17 protein-coding genes are annotated in these 18341 nt (G+C 49.4%); 13 read left to right on the top strand and 4 right to left on the bottom strand.

Going from position 1 to position 18341, the window contains the following annotated elements; all coding sequences use genetic code 11:
* Positions 1 to 264: 264 nt before the first annotated feature.
* The 9 genes from AK95_RS14165 to AK95_RS14205 all read left to right on the top strand — a co-directional run bounded on the left by AK95_RS14165 (position 265) and on the right by AK95_RS14205 (position 7666).
* A complete protein-coding gene (locus AK95_RS14165) occupies positions 265 to 1236 on the top strand; it encodes a metal ABC transporter solute-binding protein, Zn/Mn family (protein ID WP_071220636.1) in 972 nt (323 codons plus the stop codon).
* Between the two features lies 1 nt (position 1237).
* Entirely contained in the window at positions 1238 to 1966 is a 729-nt protein-coding gene (locus tag AK95_RS14170; RefSeq protein WP_071220637.1) for a metal ABC transporter ATP-binding protein, read from the top strand.
* 3 nt (positions 1967 to 1969) lie between these two features.
* The gene (locus AK95_RS14175; RefSeq protein WP_071220638.1) at positions 1970 to 2908 is read left to right on the top strand and encodes a metal ABC transporter permease; all 939 of its coding nucleotides are present in this window, start codon (positions 1970 to 1972) and stop codon (positions 2906 to 2908) included.
* Positions 2905 to 3807, top strand: coding sequence for a metal ABC transporter permease (locus AK95_RS14180; protein WP_071220639.1), 903 nt, complete (start codon positions 2905 to 2907; stop codon positions 3805 to 3807). The genes AK95_RS14175 and AK95_RS14180 overlap by 4 nt, the downstream gene beginning before the upstream one ends.
* A gap of 132 nt (positions 3808 to 3939) precedes the next feature.
* A complete protein-coding gene (locus tag AK95_RS14185) occupies positions 3940 to 4467 on the top strand; it encodes a GNAT family N-acetyltransferase (protein WP_071220640.1) in 528 nt (175 codons plus the stop codon).
* A gap of 32 nt (positions 4468 to 4499) precedes the next feature.
* Positions 4500 to 5024 (top strand): NUDIX hydrolase, encoded by a 525-nt coding sequence (locus AK95_RS14190; RefSeq protein WP_071220641.1) that lies wholly within the window; start codon positions 4500 to 4502, stop codon positions 5022 to 5024.
* Between the two features lie 194 nt (positions 5025 to 5218).
* Positions 5219 to 6178 carry a glycosyltransferase family 4 protein gene (locus tag AK95_RS14195; protein ID WP_071220642.1) on the top strand — a complete coding sequence of 320 codons (960 nt, stop codon included), beginning with the start codon at positions 5219 to 5221 and terminating at the stop codon, positions 6176 to 6178.
* 13 nt (positions 6179 to 6191) lie between these two features.
* Positions 6192 to 6890 (top strand): galactosyltransferase-related protein, encoded by a 699-nt coding sequence (locus AK95_RS14200; RefSeq protein WP_071220643.1) that lies wholly within the window; start codon positions 6192 to 6194, stop codon positions 6888 to 6890.
* A 17-nt stretch (positions 6891 to 6907) separates the two neighbouring features.
* A complete protein-coding gene (locus tag AK95_RS14205; RefSeq protein ID WP_071220644.1) occupies positions 6908 to 7666 on the top strand; it encodes a glycosyltransferase in 759 nt (252 codons plus the stop codon).
* Between the two features lie 70 nt (positions 7667 to 7736).
* Here the strand turns inward: AK95_RS14205 and AK95_RS14210 are convergent, their stop codons facing one another.
* A complete protein-coding gene (locus tag AK95_RS14210) occupies positions 7737 to 10352 on the bottom strand; it encodes a glycosyltransferase (RefSeq protein WP_071220645.1) in 2616 nt (871 codons plus the stop codon).
* Between the two features lie 238 nt (positions 10353 to 10590).
* Here AK95_RS14210 and AK95_RS14215 point away from each other — a divergent pair, with 238 nt between their 5' ends.
* Both AK95_RS14215 and AK95_RS14220 read left to right on the top strand, forming a co-directional pair.
* Positions 10591 to 11049, top strand: coding sequence for a hypothetical protein (locus AK95_RS14215; protein WP_071220646.1), 459 nt, complete (start codon positions 10591 to 10593; stop codon positions 11047 to 11049).
* Between the two features lie 25 nt (positions 11050 to 11074).
* Complete coding sequence (locus tag AK95_RS14220; RefSeq protein WP_071220647.1) at positions 11075 to 11278, top strand: hypothetical protein; 204 nt, start codon at positions 11075 to 11077, stop codon at positions 11276 to 11278.
* Here AK95_RS14220 and AK95_RS14225 read toward each other — a convergent pair.
* On the bottom strand, positions 11252 to 12610 hold the full coding sequence (locus tag AK95_RS14225) for a glycosyltransferase family 2 protein (protein WP_083397624.1): 1359 nt from the start codon (positions 12608 to 12610) through the stop codon (positions 11252 to 11254). The genes AK95_RS14220 and AK95_RS14225 overlap by 27 nt on opposite strands.
* A 210-nt stretch (positions 12611 to 12820) precedes the next feature.
* On the opposite strand from AK95_RS14225, the gene AK95_RS14230 reads away from it, so the two are divergent.
* Entirely contained in the window at positions 12821 to 14632 is a 1812-nt protein-coding gene (locus AK95_RS14230) for a DUF3658 domain-containing protein (RefSeq protein WP_071220648.1), read from the top strand.
* Between the two features lie 75 nt (positions 14633 to 14707).
* Positions 14708 to 15781, top strand: a complete 1074-nt coding sequence (locus tag AK95_RS14235; RefSeq protein WP_235613111.1) for an acyl-CoA dehydrogenase family protein — start codon at positions 14708 to 14710, stop codon at positions 15779 to 15781.
* A 113-nt stretch (positions 15782 to 15894) separates the two neighbouring features.
* Here the strand turns inward: AK95_RS14235 and ureC are convergent, their stop codons facing one another.
* Positions 15895 to 17607: an urease subunit alpha gene (gene ureC, locus AK95_RS14240; protein ID WP_071220650.1), complete on the bottom strand. Its 1713-nt coding sequence runs from the start codon at positions 17605 to 17607 to the stop codon at positions 15895 to 15897.
* Entirely contained in the window at positions 17604 to 18248 is a 645-nt protein-coding gene (gene ureA, locus AK95_RS14245; protein WP_071220651.1) for an urease subunit gamma, read from the bottom strand. The genes ureC and ureA overlap by 4 nt, the downstream gene beginning before the upstream one ends.
* Between the last annotated feature and the right edge of the window lie 93 nt (positions 18249 to 18341).

The following is an 18341-nucleotide window of genomic DNA, read 5'->3' on the forward strand; positions in this document are numbered from 1 at the left end:
ATTTTTCCTTAATGAAAAACAAGCTATATATATATGAATATTCTCAATGAAATCAAGAAAAAATGGAGAAAACCATTAAAATGAGATCTGCGAAATTATAAAATTCCATTGACAAAGTCCTAAAGATGGATTATTTTTTGTACATGGGAATTAAAGTTGCATTAGAGAAAAATAATTGGATCAAGGCAGGACGAGGTTGGAGAATGTCCGGGATCGTCTAAGGATGAGCAAACTCATTATTGATGTGGAGTGGAGGAGAAGAAGATGAAGAAGAGGACTAGAAGAAACAGGATATTATTAGGGGCAGCCGCCATTCTGAGTTTGCTGCTGGTGTTAACCGCGTGCGCTTCGGGAGAAGTGAAACTGGAAGGAACAGCGGGTGAACAAGGGGATAAGAAAATCCGAGTGGTTACAACCATTGGACAGATTGCGGAACCCATCTCCGTTATAGGGGGAGATCGGGTCGAGGTACTGAGCTTGATGGGGCCTGGCGTCGATCCGCATTTATATAATGCTACCCAAGGCGACATCAAGAAACTGGATAGTGGCGATGTTATTTTCTATAGCGGGCTTCATCTCGAAGGCAACATGACGGAAATATTCGAACAGATCGGTAAGAACAAACCTGTACTGGCGATTGCAGATGCCATCCCGAAGGATCAATTGCTGCAGGATGATACACAGGCCATTGATCCCCATGTGTGGTTTGACATCGATTTGTGGAAAGTGTCTTTGGATTCGGCTGTAGAGGAGCTGAAGTCCCTTGCTCCGAATGATGCTGACTTTTTTGAAGAGAACAAGCAGAAGTATTTTGCCCAGCTGGATGAATTGAAAGCCGAGGCCAAGGATAAGTTGAGTCAAATTCCGGAAGAACAGCGGGTGATGGTTACCGCTCATGATGCCTTTGGGTATTTCGGCCGCTTGCATGGTCTGGAGGTAGTTGGACTGCAAGGATTGAGTACGGAGGATGAAATCGGCCTCTCGGACATTAACGGAACGATCGATATCCTGCTGCAGCACAAGGTGCCTGCCGTATTCGTTGAGAGCAGCGTCAATCCAGCTTCCATTAATGCCGTTATTGAAGGTGCTGCCAAGAATGGGCTGGATATAAAGCTTGGAGGAGAGCTTTTCTCCGATGCCATGGGCGAAGCGGGAACAACGGAAGGAACTTATGTCGGAATGTATCGTCATAATGTCGAAACCATCTATCATGCATTAACAGGAAGTGGTGAATAACATGTCTGTACTTCAAGTTCAAGACCTTAATGCATCCTATCGTAAAAATAAAGTGCTCCACCATGTCTCCTTTCATGTGGAACAAGGCTCTTTAACCAGCATTGTCGGGCCAAACGGCGCCGGTAAATCAACGCTGTTAAAGGTCATGCTGGAGCTTCACCCCAAGCTGTCCGGGAATGTGTCATTCTTTGGATCAAGCTTAAGCAAAACCAAGACCCGTGTCGGCTATGTCCCGCAGCGCGGATCCGTGGACTGGGATTTCCCGACCGATGCACTGGATGTTGTCATGATGGGTCTATACGGCCGGGTGGGCTGGCTGAAACGACCGAACAAGAGCCATAAGGAAAAAGCGATGGCATCGCTGGATCAAATGGGCATGGCGGACTTTGCCGACCGCCAGATCAGCCAGCTCTCCGGCGGACAGCAGCAGCGCGTATTCCTCGCTAGGGCGCTTGTCCAGGATGCCGACCTCTATTTCATGGATGAACCGTTAGCTGGTGTTGATGCGGCAACCGAGCGGGCGATTATGACCACGCTGAAGGATCTGAAAATGGCCGGTAAAACGGTCATGGTGGTCCATCATGATCTGCAAACGGTTGAGGATTATTTCGACCATGTGCTGCTTCTGAACCGTACGGTCATTGCGCATGGGAAGACGGAAGACGTCTTCACGAAGGAACATGTATACCGCGCCTACGGCGGTTCGCTTCGCTGGATGAAGGAGGCGTAACGCATGCTGAATTCATTATTATCTCCGAACACGCAATGGGTGCTATTGAGCACATTAATTCTGGGCATGGCAGCCGGCATGATCGGCTGTCTCGCCTATTGGAAGCGGCAAAGTTTGATGAGTGACGCATTGTCTCATGCGGCTCTTCCCGGTGTCGTGGTTGCATTTGCATTGACTGGAAGCAAGAATCTGCTGGTGATGATACTCGGAGCTGCTGTCAGCGCCTTAATCGGAGCCTGGATGATCCAGTGGATCCGTACTTCCAGCCGCATTAAGGAAGATACGGCCATGGGCATGATTCTATCCGTATTTTTCGGACTGGGCATTATGCTGCTTACCATTGTGAACCGAACAGCGGGCGGGAATCAGAGCGGACTGGATAACTTTATTTTCGGTCAGGCTGCATCCATGGTTCGTAAGGATGTTTTTACGATGCTCATTCTGGCTGCTTTAGTTATTCTGGTTGTCTCGATTGGCTTTAAGGAATGGAAGCTATTCCTGTTTGATCCCGATTTTGCCCGGGGATTAGGGATGAATAGCCGTCTGATGAATTCCCTCTATATGGGGGTGCTTGTTCTTGTCATTGTCATTGGTATTCAGGCCGTTGGCGTCATTTTGATGGCGGCCATGCTGATCATACCTGCCGTAAGCGCAAGATATTGGACTCAATCCTTCAGAATGATGGTCATTTTGTCGGCAATATTTGGTGGCGGCTCCGGGTTTGTCGGCACCTTGGTCAGCACGATCGGAAAAGGATGGCCTACAGGACCGTTTATCGTTGTCGCCTCTTCCGTATTGTTCACGGTTTCTCTGGTCTTCGGTGCCGAGAAAGGACTGCTAATCCAGGCGCTGCAGCTCCGCTCTCAGAAAAAAGAACATATGGACTCCAATAACCCATCGGTTCTAAGTCCGCGGTTGTCCGAAAGGGGGAGCAATCAATGACCTATACAGGATGGATATTGCTAACGGCTTCTCTCGTCGGATTATCTTGCGGTATCGTTGGCGTGTTCCTGATACTGCGCAGAATGGCGATGATGGCCGATGCTATCAGTCATACTGTGCTGCTTGGGATCGTAACGGCTTTTATCGTCACAAGAGAATTAAGCGGACCTCATATGCTGATCGGTGCGATTATTGCCGGTTTGCTGACAGCAGTCCTCGTTCAATGGTTTCATTCCCGGGGCGTTCAGCAGGATGCTTCCATCGGTGTTGTATTTACAACCTTGTTTGCGATTGGCGTCATCCTGATTGCAACCCAGGTTGGCAATGCCCACCTGGATACCAAGCATGCCCTCATGGGTGAGATTACGTTTGTGCCTTGGGATGTGATGCACGTTCCTCTGTTAGGGGAGGTACCCAAAGCTACCTTCATGCTGGCAGCCGTGCTCCTCGTTGTACTGATCGTCATCCTGGCGTTCTATAAGGAATGGAAGATTACGTCCTTTGATCCGGCTTTGGCAGCCAGTATCGGTATTCCTGTCGTGCTCATGCATTATGTATTTATGTCGCTGGTCTCCATCACAACGGTTGCATCGTTTGATGCCGTGGGTGCGATCATGGTGGTGGCTATGCTTATAACACCTGCCGCAGCAGCCTATCTATGGACGGATAAACTCTCCATCATGCTGGTGTTAAGCGGAGCCTTCGGCGTCATTTCTGCATTCATGGGTTACTATGTCGCGTTATGGCTGGACACCTCCATCTCTGGCTCTATGGCATTTGCTTCCGGAATTGTATTTATTCTCAGCTTCCTGTTCTCTCCGAGACATGGCGTGCTCTCCCGTTATCTTCATAAATTTAATACGCATGGCAGTGATGAGAAACTGGACGGTGTATCCTGAAATAAGGGATGCTGCATGAAGCTTGGGCGATGAGTGCCCAGGCTTCTTTTTGTCTTCCAAAACCTGAGGTGTGTTATAATCAGGAATTAATGCCGTGGTGTGAAGAAGGTTATTTCAAAGGAGTGAGTACATATGCAGATGGAGTCAACAAGACTGGTGATCCGGGATTTTGAGGAGGAGGATTTTGCTAGTATTCATGCCTATGCCTCTGACCCATTAGTGACCGAGTATACGATGTGGGGACCGAATACGGAAGAGGAAACTTTAGAATATTTAAAGGAAATCCACCAAATGAAAGAGCAGAGCCCCCGTGACAGCTATGAACTGGCGATCGTTCTAAAAGATAGCGGCCAGTTAATCGGCGGTGTAGGTCTTCACCGATCCAGGACAAACGCAGAGCTTGGGTACTGCTTGAATTCCGCCTATTGGCGACAGGGTTATGCTTCGGAAGCTGCTAGCGTCATGTGCCGTTTTGGTTTTAATGAGCTCGGCGTTCATCGGATTTACGCCACCTGCAGGCCGGGAAACATCGGGTCAGCTGCGGTTATGCGCCATATCGGAATGAAGCAGGAAGGGCATCTTCGTCAGCATCTATGGTTTAAAGGGGCTTACCATGATTCCTATTTATTCTCCATCCTCAAAGATGAATTCGAAGTTTAAATCTATCATATGGTTAAGGAGCTTCTGCCTGCATGGATAATACCAAATTGTTGATCCGTCATAACGGAATTTCGATTTACGAGGAAGCGTCAGGTAAAGTGTATTATACGAAAGAGAATCATGTGTCCGTTGTTGTTCTGGCTAAGCATGGCGATCAACTGCTGTTGATCCGTCAATATCGCGCCGCTGTGGATGACTACGTCATTCAGTTACCCGGTGGTGGCGTAAGCGGGGAGGAGGATCTGGAATCGGCAGCACGCCGTGAGATGCTGGAGGAAACGGGCTGCACCTGCGGCAAGCTTCATTATCTGGGCAAGCTCTATCCGGCGTCCTGGAGATGCAATGAGATTGCCCATGTTTTTTACACGGATGAGGTAATCAGTCAAGCGGATCAGCAGCTCGAGGGATACGAGGACATCGACCTAGTAAGAATGAGCGTAAAGGAATGCCTGCACCGGATTCAGGAGAATGAGCTTCAGGACTCCGAGCTGGTCTTTGCGATAATGCAAGGTTTGCTCCAGGGATTCATTCAGAATAATTTAGCATATCGTGGATAAAAGAGTATAAGTCGATCTCGATCCACCATGAACTACAATCCGTACGAAGAGCCGTGCCGATACAGAACTTATCTGTATGGGGCGGCTCTTTTTTTCGTGAATTATGGACAAATTCATCATTTATGCCGCGGTGACAAACTTGGCGGCCTTGGAACGAATATAATTCACTATGAGCATAAAGGAGTGTTCGTCCCATGGGAAGGCATCTGCTGTTCTATGATGTGGAGTGGTGGATTTTAGGTAAACATGCAAAGGTCATTCAACAGTTTCACCCATCCCTGGATCTGATGTCCATCGGGGAATTGGATCGGTATCTGGAACGGCACAGCAGTGAGGATATGAATCAGGCCTATGACCGAATCGGTGCAATGTGCTTGGGAATCGCAGCCTATTGTATTTTCAAGCATATTCGTATCGATGCCTCGGCAGCGGTCTCTTATTATTATTTCAGTCAGAATTACGAAACCTTTCGCGAATGGATCGGTGACGAACTGATCTCCGACCCGGAGTTTCTCAGGCTGGTCATTCCCCGAATCGGCGTAATCGGTGCGATGAACCAACAGCTGACCCAAGCGCTTAGACAGGTGGCTCCGGAGGCTAACGTGGAATATATCGGGCATTTTGTAGACCATCGGTTATTCCAACCATCCAAGATATTGAGCAGGGGTAGTGCTCCGTTTGTCATAGGCTGGGCTGGAGATCCTGCGAAACGATCTAAAAATTACGCTACATTATATAAGCAGATCCGTGACCATTTCCGCCAAGATGAACGGATTCGATTTATTGAAACAGCCGGAGCTTACTCCTATGAAGAGATGCCTAAATTTTATCATCAGCTGGACCTGCTGCTCATCACTTCGGCAAATGAGGGCAGCGCAGCTCCTGCACTGGAGGCCTACGCATGCGGGGTACCCGTGTTAGGAACTAATGTGGGTAACATTAAGGCTGCCGCTCATCCGGCTGCGCACGGCTTGATCTTGGACAGTGACAATCCGGAGGATTTTATCAACATGATCGATCAATGGATGGGACAGCGGCGTAAGCTGGCTGACATCGGACAGCAGTGCAGGCACTACATTGAGTCATATTGGACAATAGAACAAGTGATAGAGCGCTGGTTAAGGGTGTTATTCCAATGGGAGAGGCAGTCGTGAAGGAGGGGAGCCTGTGTTAGATCGAGTATCTGTGCTGATTCCGTATCAATCGGATGGAAATGGACCCAGAGATACAGCGTTTGAGTGGGTATTGGGCTTCTACGCACGGATGATGCCGGAAGTCGAGGTATGTGTAGGCGAAATAGCGGACGCAAGGGAGCTCTTCAGCAGATCCAGGGCGATCAATCGTGCGTATCACCAGGCTACCAAAGACATTATCGTGATTGCGGATAGCGATATTGTATACGACCCGAATCTGTTGAGGAAATCCATTACTTACGTGAACAGCGGGCAGTGGGTGATTCCCTTCAGCCGTATCCTTCGTTTATCCAAAGAAATATCGCATTTGCTGCTGCAGCAAGAAAACATATGGCCATTGACCGTTAATACTGAAACAGCCGCGGAGCAGGCGACCGCATTTGTTGGCGGATTTAATGTGCTTGGCCGCGAAGCCTATGAAACGGTAGGAGGATATGATGAACGATTTGTCGGTTGGGGCGGGGAAGATGAGGCTTTTGCCTATGCGCTGGATACCTTGGTCGGCCACCATATCCGCCTGGAAGGGGAAATGGTTCATTTTTGGCATCCATTCGTAGGACCTGACGGGAATCCCAATTACGATTCCAATTATGCGCTGTATCTGCGCTATCTAAAGGCGCGCGGCAATCAGGAAGAGATGCGGCTATTGATTCAGGAACCATCTTCTCAATAAGGAGGGGCGAATAGCTTATGAGGCTGTCAGTAATTGTACCGGTATTAAATGAAATCACCTTCGTTCCATTGTATATAGAAAGTGCGATCCGTTACGCGGATGAGATTATCATTGCCGACGGCGGCAGTACCGACGGGACCATTGAGGAAATCGAGCGCCTTCAGCAGCGCTATGCGATTCGACTGTTCCATGTCCAGCAGAGCGGAATGCCATACACCGAGGATTGGAACGAATCCGTGGTCCGTAATTTTTTGATTGATCATGCCCAAGGAGACTGGATCATGAATCTGGATATCGACGAACTGATGGATGATCGATTCGCTGATGTTTTGCCGGAGCTCGTGAACCGTCAAGACGTGGATATCTATCAGTTTCCCTTCGTTAATTTCTGGGGGGATCCGTGGACGATTCGGATGAATAGCCCTGGCGATGAGCGCTGGTCCAATGATATCACCCGAATGTGGAGGGCCAAGCAAGGAATACGCTATCGTGATGAGAAGCATCACTGCACGCTGGAAGCTGCGGAAGGCCGGAGTATATGGAGTATCCCCCGCGGGCGATGCGATGTGAACGTGTATCACTACCACTATGCACTTGGCAACAAAATCAAGTTCAATGATAACCGCCGAGGGGATGTCAATGTGCAGATGAATCTCGGACAGCCGGATTGGACATTCAAGCCTGAAGCCTATGATATCATCACAAAGCCTTATGAGGGCGAGCATCCTGAGGTTATCATGAACTATCTAAATCGGCGGGATTCTTTAGGATCTTAACCGAATAATCAAGAAATAACCCCTCCATGACCTGATTGTAGAATCAGTCATCTTGAAGGGGTTACTTTTATTATTCCGTTGTCATTTCTGTTGCAGCGTGGACAGACGAGCATAAGTGGCTGACAGCTTGAGTTACCCCGACCCGGTCCAATACCTGCAGATTGGATATTTGAGTTAGCAAGGAATTGAGCTGCTGTTCATGATAGCTTAGGGAATCCACCCAATAATGATCGGAGTGGACCTGCGAGTGGACATCTGTAGAGCCGCAATAAACGACTTGATCAAATCGAACCTCAGAGAACAGATCAATCCGGTTTGTAAAATACAGCCGCGGGCCTATTTTTCGGGTTCCTACGATGAGATGGCCATGATATACATGGGTGTACACAATGACTAGCAGTTTCTCGTTCTCGCTCAAACCCTTCACAATCTGCTGCCAGCGTCTGGAAATGGCCTCCCAAACGGTAAGACCGAGCACCAGCACCACTTTTGTTCCGGCTTGATTGACTCTGGACGCGATTTCATCCGGACGATCTACCATATGAAAAATGCTATCCGGTCCTTTTGGCGACCTCCACGGTTTGTTCCATTTTTGTTCATAATAGGCTTTATTCTTATTCCATAACTCGTTATAGACATGATTCTTAAGCTTCTTGATCGTAACGCTCCCGTGATGATAAACAAAGGCGTCTTCCACGATGGCCAGGCGGTACCCTGCGTTCCGGACACGTTCACAATAATCATCGTCTTCAAACATCCCGAGCCCATAAGCGGGATCCAGTGTCCCCACACGTTCCCATACATTCCTCCTAATGGCTACACAGAAAAATCCAAGCAGATCGGTATAACGGTATCTTCGCCGGTAACGCTCGTAGAATTCGCTAAGCCAGCGGGGATGAGCGCCTTGAACAGCATCCCCTATAAAATGATCCAGCGCTTGATCGTTCCCCACGTGATTAGACATCGGACCCGTCATAGCTAACATTTCGTCTTTCTGAAAAGGTCTCAGCAGGCGCGAGATCCAGCTTCCATCCGGAACAAGCGTATCATTATTGAGCAGAATGATAAATTCTCCGCTTGATTGCGCGCATCCCAGCGTGTTGCCAGCGGCAAAACCGAGATTCGTAGGCGAGGTGATCACTTTGATCAGCGGATGATTTTGACTCCTGAGATAGGCGGATGTCTGATCATTTGAGGCATTATCAACGATGATTATCTCCAGGTTCGGATAATGACCCGGTTGAAGGAGTCGATGAAGGCATTGCTGTGTATAAGACCAGTTATTATGAACAACCAGGATTACACTGACTTTGGGGAACAGGTACTGAACGATATCACCATGGAGCATTTCATATCGATGATCCCAATTGTTGAGCTCTGCAAACTGCTGGCGCTGTTCAATGACGTCATGCTCGGACTGTAGAAGGGCAGCTTCAATCGCCTCTTCAAATTGCGCGGGAGTATCCGCAATCGTGACCAGGTGATCTGCAACGGTTTTCACTTCAGGAAGTTCCGTAGAAATGACCGGCTTGCCGGCAGCCAAATATTCGTACAGCTTAACTGGATTGGTAGCTTGCGTCAGCTCGTTCTTCTTGAACGGAATTAAAGCGACCTGGAAGCGATGCAGATAAGCAGGAAGTTCACGGTAAGGCTTCTCACCTAGCAATAATACGTTACTCAGTCCCTCGATCCCCGAGGTGTCACAGCCGAAAGTATTTCCAATAAGGACAAACGTCCAATCCGGCCGATTTCTGGCGAGTGACTCCATCAGCTGAATGTCAAACCAGTCGGATATTGCCCCGTAGTAACCAATTATCGGCTGATCAATAGACTCAAGCTCTGGCAGCGCCTCATCAGGCGGCTTCGAGAAGTGAGCAGTATCTGCTGCATTGCGGATAAGTACCGCCGAAGGATTGTACTGGGAGGCCCAGTCATGCAGATGCTGGGAGGTTGTTACCACGAGCCCTGCTTCTTGCAGCAGCTGTTCTTCCAGCAGGAGCATCGTCTTGTCGTTCGTTGAGAAACCGGCATGATGATCCATGCAGTCGTAGACGATATGATGCTGATCCATAGCGGTAACGAGTGGAGTCCAGAATGGAAGATCCACGATGGAGACCAGTTGGGATAATCCAAATTTATCCCTTATATGCTCTACCGACCACTTCAAATACTGGATATCCCAATATTCCATACGATCCTGGTACAAATTCAAAGGCTGATTGGCGCACAAGGTGACTAGCCATATATTACGATCAATATTTTTAACTTTAACATGACGGCTGATTTCTTCTCTTGACGCTTCCTCTTTTCCTAACCCCACAATCTCGGGATTTACGTAGAACACTCGATGCCCCTGCTGAGCGAATTGCTCTGACATCTGCTGTGGGCGCTGCCATCGGAACTGCCAATCAATGACGGGAAACCGCATGATGTCGTACAACAGCATCGTACCGGGCTCGGGCTGCTCGCCAGCGGGCATGCATACGTCCACGGCCTGGACAGGTGCCTGTTCCATTAGTTGTATGGATCGCGGGTATGTCATTGGTAATGTGTACGCAGGAGTTGAAGGTGGAGCGGAGCGCTTCCTCCGGATATATTTCAGGGCAAGTTGGCGCTGTTTCCATTGACGCAAGGCCGAGCGATGGGTTGAGGATTTACGTCGGCGGTAAGGCTTGATTTTATTCAAGGTTAGCCTCCTCTCTGGTGCAAGGGTCTATTTAACAAACTATGTATCATTCCAAATATCTGTATGGGTAGAACACCAGATGAAGGGGAAATACCGGGAATGATCGGAAAGGGCACCACTGATTGCAGGCTTCCGGTGTCCAGGAATTTAGGCCATTTCCTTATCTTTGACCTTCCAGGTAGCCATTGTCCCGGCATTCACATAAGGTACCAATGACTAAACAAAGGGAGGGGCACTTGTGAGGAGATACTGGAACAGGAGTCTTGATGGGGGATGCAAAGAAATCACAGTCCGAAAAAAGAAAAAGCGTAAAAAAACCTCGTATTCGATATGGAGTAAATTTTTATCACTGCGTCGAAAGCTCATCCGCAGTATTGCAGGAATCCGATTGCAGATTGCTCGATTGAATGAACGGCTAAATGCGCTTCAAGAGCAGGTGAACGGTTTACGAGGTGGAGCAAGTCCAGGGGCAGGTCCAAGTGCAGGTCCAGGAGTAGGTCCGGGTCCAGGTGCAGGTCCAGGCAGCAGCATCATTGCTTTTTTAAGAGGCAGGTTGAACAGCCGGGTTACAGTGGAAACAACGGCAGGCACCATATTCGGAACGCTGATCGCGATTGGAGAAGATTATGTTCAGATTGCAGAGCCGAACGGTAGTATCGTCATAATCCCGCTCCGCAGTTTCTTGTCTATCGCTTGATAAAAGATGGGAGGAAGCAGATAGTATGGACTTTTCAGAAATTCTGGCTACTTTCGTGGGCAGAACGGTAGAGGTTGTTCAGGTCAATCAATTTCTGCAAGGTCAGTTACGGTCCTCAGCAGACGGATTAATTACAGTGGAAGTGGTAAGCTCGAATTATATCCCTACTTCTCAAGTGGTCACTGTGCTTAATGAGAGTATTTCATTCGTGCGCATTCTGCCTCTCTGAAGGATTGCCATGTTTCAGTGTTTCGGTCTCGTCAATAATGGAATTCTTCCATTTCAAGTAATGATGGGGGTGTCGATGCGTCAAGCTGGTCATTCTTAGTCTTCGGTGGTATAATGCCTCCGCTACGTGGCATAGCTTGTGTGTACCGGATAGCTTCATTAATTGTCCGATATCCTCATACAATCTCCCTTCAAAGAGAGTATGAGGATCCCAGCCATCGACCTGCTTAAGTATGGGAACATTGAACATGCGCGGAGCTACGGCTGGGGCCTCGTGCAGCAGCACATAAGGAGACAAGGAAGAGGGCGCTGCTTTAACTCCTTGATACACGAGCTGTTTATTTGCTCGCTCCAGCCACTCCGTATGATTAGCATAAACGACGGCGGTATCCTGTTGGCTGCCAGACGCCCTCAGGAGGATCTCCAGCGCATCAGGAGCAAGCCAGTCATCGGCATCCAGCTCCAGTAACCAGGGGGCTTTTGCTATATTCAATATTCTGTTCAGAGCTCGTGATTTGCCTATATTCTCTTCTTGCCGAATCAGCTTAATGCGTGGATCCTGAGGCAGTCTCATCAGATAATGTGCGGTCTCTGCATCGGTTGACCCGTCATCGAGAATCACAAGCTCCCATGCCCCGAGGGTCTGCGCTAATACGGACCGCACAGCCCAAGGAAGATAAACGCCATCATTATAGGTGCACAAAGCAATAGTCACCAGAGGAGGGCAGTCAATATCCGGTGGCTGTGATTGTTCTTGGGCACCAGCTTCGAGAAGAGGGAATAAGGCCTGCCATTCCTCAGCTTCTTTCATCCAGGCGGGCGCCTGGCGTTGAAGGTACAAGAATCCATCGGAATCAACTTCCGTCCATTCATACCGCGTGGATAGCTCGAATTGTTTATCGATCAATACGTACCTCTGGAATGGCAACTGCTCTCTAGTTCTGAAACCCGGTGTCTGTCCGTTCATAACAGTCTTCGTGCGCCATAACAGCGGACCACGGGGAATCCGTAAAGGTGAAACGTATCTGTTCCTGGATGGTGACAACTGATCTATATTCGAAGCTGGATTCATGATATAGCCGGCAGAGTACTCGTTACAGGACCTCAGCCAACGTTCAATCTCTTCCTTGGCATGAGGCTGGACAGTATCTCCGGCATGGAGCGTTATGAACCACGGCTTAATCTCCCGGGCAAGTGTCTCATTCAGGATCGATCCGGTCAATTCTTCACTAGGAATTATCACAGGAAGGGCAGCGGGGAAAACGCGTTTTATCGAGGCTGCGGTATTCTCGCTTAAATGGGGATATGAACCTGGAAGAATAAACACCAGCATAACCGTTCAGTTCCTTTCTATATCTATATCTTTATCTTTGCCGTTGTTAAACCCAATTCGTTAAACCCAATCCTGTTTATCGTATGCCCGCAAGCGCTAGGCGGATACAACAGCCTATAACATACTGTTAGTTGCGACGTTCTGGTAAATCGGGAATAATAGAACCTAGAGGCAAAAGCCGGAACGTTTAGATGGGAGAAAATAAATCAGATGAAATCGACTCATAGTCATATCATTCAGCAAGCTCAAGATTTTGCACGTTCCGTGCACGGACAAGATTCCAGCGGTCATGATTGGTGGCATGTTCAGCGTGTCACCCGCATCGCCCGACTCCTAGCTTATCTTGAAGGGGCGAATGCATACATATGTGAGTTGTCAGCCTACCTACATGACGTTGCTGACGAGAAGCTGAATGAATCAAAGGAAGCGGGTTATGAGCGGGTTCAGCAATGGTTGAACCAAGCCGGTGTTGAAGCATCTGACCAGGAGAACGTGCTGGAGATTATCAGTACGATGTCGTTCTCAGGCGGAACGGGGAGCGTCATGCGTACATTGGAAGGACGAATTGTACAGGATGCAGATCGTCTGGATGCGATTGGCGCAATTGGGATTGCCCGTACTTTCGCTTATTCCGGATGGAAGGGACAAAGCATGTACGATCCATGCATTTCCCTTCGGCAGCATATGACACGAGAGGAATATCGAAAAGGCAAAAGCACGGCCATTAACCATTTCCATGAAAAGCTTCTGAAGCTGAAGGATAAAATGAATACGGAATCGGCAAGGCTGCTCGCAGATGGCAAGCATCAGAGTCTCGAGCTCTTTCTCCAGTTATTCGATAAAGAGTGGGCGATGGGGAATGAAGCCTACCTGCACGAATCCCCGATTCATCGCCGTAATGTATCACGTGTCCATATTGCCTTCGATGATTCAACGGCAGGGTCATTAAAGATGATGCTGCGCTCGAAACCGGGAGAGATCGTGGTTACATTGGGCGATAACCTTATGGTAGGGCCGCTTCCCAAAGACCATGATTTTTCCCGTTCGTTCTCTACCCGAAATAAGTGGTTTCAGGAACGATACAGCATTGCTCATGTGGAAGATAGAAAATTAACGATGCTGCAAGCCGCCTTCGATTGGCTGACCTGGCCCCAGCAGCTGACCGAGATGCCGTGCTTGATATGGGCTGGCGATTCCGCTTCGGAACAGCTAGGTTTACGCAGGTTGTTGTCTCTGATACCAGATCATCCTGAAGTCATATTGGTAAATGCGACAAGCGTTCATCGTCAGCAAGATCCAAACAGTTGGTATCGGGGAACGTTTGAGATGTCTTCAGATAAACTTCAAATGGTGCTGGATACAGCCGAGCAAGTTCCATTGTCGTCGCAGGATCAGGCTGGCTATCGTGCGGATTGGCAGCGTCTCATAAACGACGATGGGTTCCTGCGCGTCCTTCAAGGCGAGCGGCTGTGCACCGTTCCTGAAGCTTACTATGATACAGATATTCTGCAAGCAACTTATCGTCTTGAGGCCAGACATGGGTTCTTCAAGAAATCAGCCCGCATTATTGGCGAGGTGATCGGCATGGGTGAATTAACCGTTTCCGACTCTTTTATCGAGTATCGGGTTCGCCACCTGATACAGGAAGGTGCATTAACCTACTCTGGCGAGCTGGATGCCATGCGAAATTACAGCATATCTCTTGTGGATGCATCGACTCCCGAGGAACAGTGGAGCCATGAACAACGCTTGGCTAAGATCGTGAAGCTGAAGTCGCTGCTGCATGAGATGATGGAAATTAACATTGCAGAGAGTGGATTCATGGAAGAACTACGCCAATTGGATGCAGAGGGTCTGGGAGCATCTGTTTCCACCAACCAAGAAGCTGTTACGACCAGCATCCAATCTCAAATCGAGGGCTTTATGAGTTCGTATCAACATCATCAAGAACAACGTATATCCTTGATGGGTTCCCTGGAGAAGGTGTTATCCCAGATCGATGAAACGGCTCCGAAAGAATAGATGAAACACATTCGAACAAGGCCTTAATTGTTATATCATTCAGACTAAGAAATGAAAGTGGAAAGCGGTGGAGTTATGTTATTTACAGCACAGCAGATTCAAACGATAAGAGAACAAGCGCTTGGGATGGACAAGCGTCGACAAGTAACACCCGAAGTGTTGGCAGCAATATATGATCATCGTTTGTTTCACTTGTTTGTGCCCGATGAGCTTGAAGGAAGAATGACCTCACTGCCGGAGGCTGCGCGCATTTTTCAGGAGAGTGCCAGGATCGACGGCAACCTGGGATGGCTGGTTACGATTGGTGCAGGTGGAGGATTCTTCGCTGCGCTGATGAGCCGGGAGGTGAGCCGCCGCGTATTCGCGCACCGCGAAGCGGTGATTGCGGGCAGCGGGATGCCAACTGGTACGGCAAGACAGGTAGATGGCGGATATATTGTGAACGGCAGCTGGAAGTATTGCAGCGGTTCTACCTATGCAACGACCTTTACAGCCAATGCAGTTATTGAACCGGGTTCCACAGTACAAGATGCAGTTGATGTACCGACTGCGGACCAGGACGAGTCCCATATTCGATCCTTTATCCTGAATCCTGATCAAATCGAGATTCTGGAGGATTGGAATGCCTTCGGACTGCGGGCAACGGCGAGTCATACGATATCCGCTGTGGAGGCGTTCGTGCCGGTGGAGATGACGTTCTCCCTTACGGAAATCCAAGCGTATGAGAACGAAACGATCTATCAATATCCCTTCCTTCCGTTTGCTCAAGTATCTTTTGCTGGCGTCGCTGCAGGCATCGCCGAGCATTTCCTTGAGGCAGCAGAATCGCTTGCGACACAGCGAGGTAGCTCTTCTCATGTGTTCAGCAAGCTGGAGGAGCGTAAGGCTGCTTTGGAGCTATCCGTATCGGATTTTTATAAGACGGTGGAAAGCTCATGGGATGAGCTGCTGCGTAATGGTGAAATATCGAATGCAACGGAAGTAGAGGTAACCGCCCGCAGCATAGCAGCAGCCCAAACCGCGTTATCCTGCGGCCAGCGGTTGTTCCCGTTGTTGGGTTTATCCGCTGCGATGGAAGACGCCGAAATCAATCGCTGCTGGAGGGATCTTCAGACGGCATGCTCGCATTCGCTGCTAAGAAATTTCTGATGGAGAAGCAAAACCATGAGCTGCATACCAAGCAGCTCATGGTTTTTATGTTTCGGCATAGCCAGAGATATGTGCATTCGCTTTATTTGAGAGGATTTTATTTCACGTATTCGTTAAACCAGGAAATAACGCTGCGATAAAGGCAGGTGGGAGGATGGGGCGCTTGTCAGCTTCTCACCGTTAACGGTTACCGCATAAGTCACCGGATCGACCATAATTTCCGGTGTCTCACCATTGTGAACCAGGTCGGCCTTTCTTACGGTTCGGCAGTTCCGAACAGGCAGTAGCTGTTTGCATAATCCTAATGGATCAAGCGTGCCCAGCTGCAGGGAGGACTGGGATACGAATGTTGCGCTTAGTGCAGCCTGCGCTCCGCCATAGCTGCCGAACATCGGCCGATACATATAAGGCTGCGGTGTAGCGATGGAAGCGTTCGGATCGCCCATGACCGCGTGTACGATCATGCCGCTCTTCAGTACGATCTCCGGCTTGGCTCCGAAGAAGGCGGGTTTCCAGAGTACGAGGTCGGCCATTTTCCCGACTTCGATGGAGCCAACGTAATCGGATATGCCATGGGTCATGGCAGGGTTAATGGTGTATTTGGCGATGTAGCGCTTGATTCGGAAATTGTCCGATTTTGTATCCGATCCTAGCGAACCGCGCTGTTGTTTCATTTTGTCCGCCGTTTGCCATGTGCGAATAGCGACTTCACCTACACGGCCCATCGCTTGTGAATCGGAGCTGGTCATGCTGATCGCTCCAATGTCATGGAGTATATCTTCAGCCCCAATGGTCTCTGCCCGGATCCTTGATGCGGCAAAGGCAACATCCTCCGGAATACGCGGATCAAGATGATGGCAAATCATCAGCATATCCAGATGTTCGTCAACCGTATTTACCGTATAGGGCATGGTCGGACTGGTCGAGGAGGGGAGGACATTCGGCATGGATGCTACCCGCAGCAGATCCGGGGCGTGACCGCCTCCCGCACCCTCGGTATGATAGGTATGAATCGCCCGTCCGTTAAAGGAGCGCAAGCTGTCTTCAACAAAACCCGCTTCATTCAGCGTATCGGTATGGATGTTAACCTGCACATCCAGTTCTTCGGCAACGTTTAAGCATTTGTCAATCACATAGGGCGTGCTGCCCCAGTCTTCGTGAATTTTGAGTCCGGCCGCACCTGCATGGACTTGTTCCGCCAGCGCTTCCGGACGGCTGCTATTCCCGCGGCCCAGAAACACCATATTAATCGGAAGAGCATCCGTCGCCTGCAGCATCCGCTGCAGATTCCATACCCCGGAAGTACAATTGGTTGCCAGAGTTCCCGTAGCAGGCCCGGTGCCTCCCCCAACAAAGGTAGTGACACCGCTTTGGAGCGCGATTTCGACTTGCTGCGGACTAATGAAGTGCACATGCGAATCCACACCGCCAGCTGTTACGATCATGTTCTCGGCGGAGATAACTTCGGTGCCCACACCGATAATCATACCTTCGGTGACTCCATCCATCATGAGTGGATTTCCCGCTTTTCCGATACCGCAGATGAACCCGTCCTTGATCCCGATATCCGCTTTAACAATTCCCCAAGTATCGATAATGACGGCATTCGTAATGACCAAATCCAGTGCGCCTTCCGCGCGGGTCGCGAGGGGATGCTGTCCCATGCCGTCACGTATCACTTTACCGCCGCCAAATACGCATTCATCCCCGTAGACGGTATAATCCTTCTCGATCTCAAGCCAGAGGGAGGTGTCAGCCAGCCTTACCCGATCCCCAGTTGTAGGCCCGTACATGCTGGCATAGGCAGCACGATCAATTGTTGTCATAAGCTCACCACCCCATTGGTTTTTCCGTTCGTTAAACCTGCAAAACCGTGAATCTCCTGGCTGCCGCCAATTTGAACAAGCGTGACCTCCAAGGTTTCCCCGGGTTCGAACCTGGTCGACAATCCGGAAGCAATATCTAGCCTGTATCCCTGCGTGCCGTTCCGATCAAATAACAAGGCGGGATTGCATTCGTAAAAATGGAAGTGCGACCCTACCTGAATCGGTCGGTCTCCACTGTTGGTGACTTCACGCATAATGCGAGGGCGGCCGGGTACCAGCTCAATCGGCTCATCTCGCAGGTCGTATTCGCCTGCAATAATGCCGGGTGCGTCCGACGCGCCTTGAATCGGGTCATGTACGCTGACCAGCTTGGTACCGTCCACAAAGGTGGCTTCGACCTGAACTTCCCTAAGCAAGTAGGCGACGCCGTCCATCACTTGATCCGCTGACAGCACATGACGTGCTTCTTCCATTAATTCGGCTACAGACTTACCGTCACGAGCTCCTTCAACAACATAACCTGAAATGAGTGCGGCCGCTTCCGGGTAGTTCAATTTCAAGCCGCGGGCTAACCGTTTCTGCGCTAGTTCCGACGCGAGGAAAAGCAATAATTTGTCTCTTTCCTGGTAAGTGAGATGCATCCTAGCCACTCCTTTTACATTGTGTTTGTTAGAATACATTACACACCTAGGGGTGTGTATAGAAAAAAATGATGCATAATGGTGTTTGTTTTG

This window comes from Paenibacillus sp. LC231 (assembly GCF_001860525.1).
Classification (GTDB): Bacteria; Bacillota; Bacilli; order Paenibacillales; family Paenibacillaceae; genus Paenibacillus_AQ.

What these genes read in the sequence shown, in the direction of transcription:
- AK95_RS14165 (WP_071220636.1), top strand. Translation starts at nt 265, where the DNA reads ATGAAGAAGAGGACTAGAAGAAACAGGATATTATTAGGGGCAGCCGCC.
- AK95_RS14170 (WP_071220637.1), top strand. Translation starts at nt 1,238, where the DNA reads ATGTCTGTACTTCAAGTTCAAGACCTTAATGCATCCTATCGTAAAAAT.
- AK95_RS14175 (WP_071220638.1), top strand. Translation starts at nt 1,970, where the DNA reads ATGCTGAATTCATTATTATCTCCGAACACGCAATGGGTGCTATTGAGC.
- AK95_RS14180 (WP_071220639.1), top strand. Translation starts at nt 2,905, where the DNA reads ATGACCTATACAGGATGGATATTGCTAACGGCTTCTCTCGTCGGATTA.
- AK95_RS14185 (WP_071220640.1), top strand. Translation starts at nt 3,940, where the DNA reads ATGCAGATGGAGTCAACAAGACTGGTGATCCGGGATTTTGAGGAGGAG.
- AK95_RS14190 (WP_071220641.1), top strand. Translation starts at nt 4,500, where the DNA reads ATGGATAATACCAAATTGTTGATCCGTCATAACGGAATTTCGATTTAC.
- AK95_RS14195 (WP_071220642.1), top strand. Translation starts at nt 5,219, where the DNA reads ATGGGAAGGCATCTGCTGTTCTATGATGTGGAGTGGTGGATTTTAGGT.
- AK95_RS14205 (WP_071220644.1), top strand. Translation starts at nt 6,908, where the DNA reads ATGAGGCTGTCAGTAATTGTACCGGTATTAAATGAAATCACCTTCGTT.
- AK95_RS14220 (WP_071220647.1), top strand. Translation starts at nt 11,075, where the DNA reads ATGGACTTTTCAGAAATTCTGGCTACTTTCGTGGGCAGAACGGTAGAG.
- AK95_RS14225 (WP_083397624.1), bottom strand. Translation starts at nt 12,610, where the DNA reads ATGCTGGTGTTTATTCTTCCAGGTTCATATCCCCATTTAAGCGAGAAT.
- AK95_RS14230 (WP_071220648.1), top strand. Translation starts at nt 12,821, where the DNA reads ATGAAATCGACTCATAGTCATATCATTCAGCAAGCTCAAGATTTTGCA.
- AK95_RS14235 (WP_235613111.1), top strand. Translation starts at nt 14,708, where the DNA reads ATGTTATTTACAGCACAGCAGATTCAAACGATAAGAGAACAAGCGCTT.
- ureC (WP_071220650.1), bottom strand. Translation starts at nt 17,607, where the DNA reads ATGACAACAATTGATCGTGCTGCCTATGCCAGCATGTACGGGCCTACA.
- ureA (WP_071220651.1), bottom strand. Translation starts at nt 18,248, where the DNA reads ATGCATCTCACTTACCAGGAAAGAGACAAATTATTGCTTTTCCTCGCG.